Origin of the sequence: Hymenobacter crusticola (assembly GCF_002154225.1) — a bacterium.
In the GTDB taxonomy this organism is placed as follows: domain Bacteria; phylum Bacteroidota; class Bacteroidia; order Cytophagales; family Hymenobacteraceae; genus Hymenobacter; species Hymenobacter crusticola.
The window spans coordinates 1-683 of record NZ_MTSE01000128.1 but is presented as its reverse complement, the minus strand read 5'-3'; the positions used below and the strand labels follow the sequence as shown (position 1 = coordinate 683).

General features: G+C 58.9%; 1 protein-coding gene. It reads left to right on the top strand.

All coding sequences use genetic code 11. The annotated features are described in order from the left end of the window. The coding region (locus tag BXP70_RS30225) for a hypothetical protein (protein WP_218779909.1) at positions 1-683 on the top strand (683 nt) is incomplete at both ends.

Sequence of the window (683 nt, the reverse complement as noted above, 5' to 3'; positions counted from 1 at the left end):
TTCACAACGAGAGCCAGCAACTGCTCTGCAATACGCGCTGGGATGAGTACGACGTGGCGGGTAGACTACTCGCCCGGGACGGGGAGTACTCCGAGACGAATCTCAACGGCTGGGTAGTCTTGAAGTTCGAAGGCATTAAGACGGGTTCACCTTCTTTACTGGATCCCCGGCAGGCCGGCGAGGCGTTATTCCCCGAACGTCACAGTCTGCAGAAGCTTCTCGGAGTCAAGCAAGCCAACCCGATTGGGTTTAACTCGCTCTACCAGCAGGACCCTAGACCCTCGGTGGAAGCGTTGGTGTACCCCATGTGGCAGCAAGTCCCTACTGTACCCGAGAACCTGCGTCACACGGTACCCTACTACGGATTAGACTTTGGGTTTACCAACGATCCGACGGCGCTGGTGAAAGTCTACCAGCACAACAGCAAAGTGTGCTTGGATGAACTGCTCTACGCCACAGGGCTGAGTAATGCGGAGATCAAGCTGGCGTATCTAAGTCAGGGGGGACTCGTGGGGGCGTTGATCTTCGCCGACGCGGCCGAGCCCAAGACCATCGCCGATTTGCGCCAACTCACGTTGGTCGAGGCGACGGCGGAGCGGCAAGCGAAGTACCCGAACTTGCGCCAGTACCTGTCGGGAAGCACGTACCGGCTGCCGGGTCTGAACGTGGTGGCCGCCGTGAAG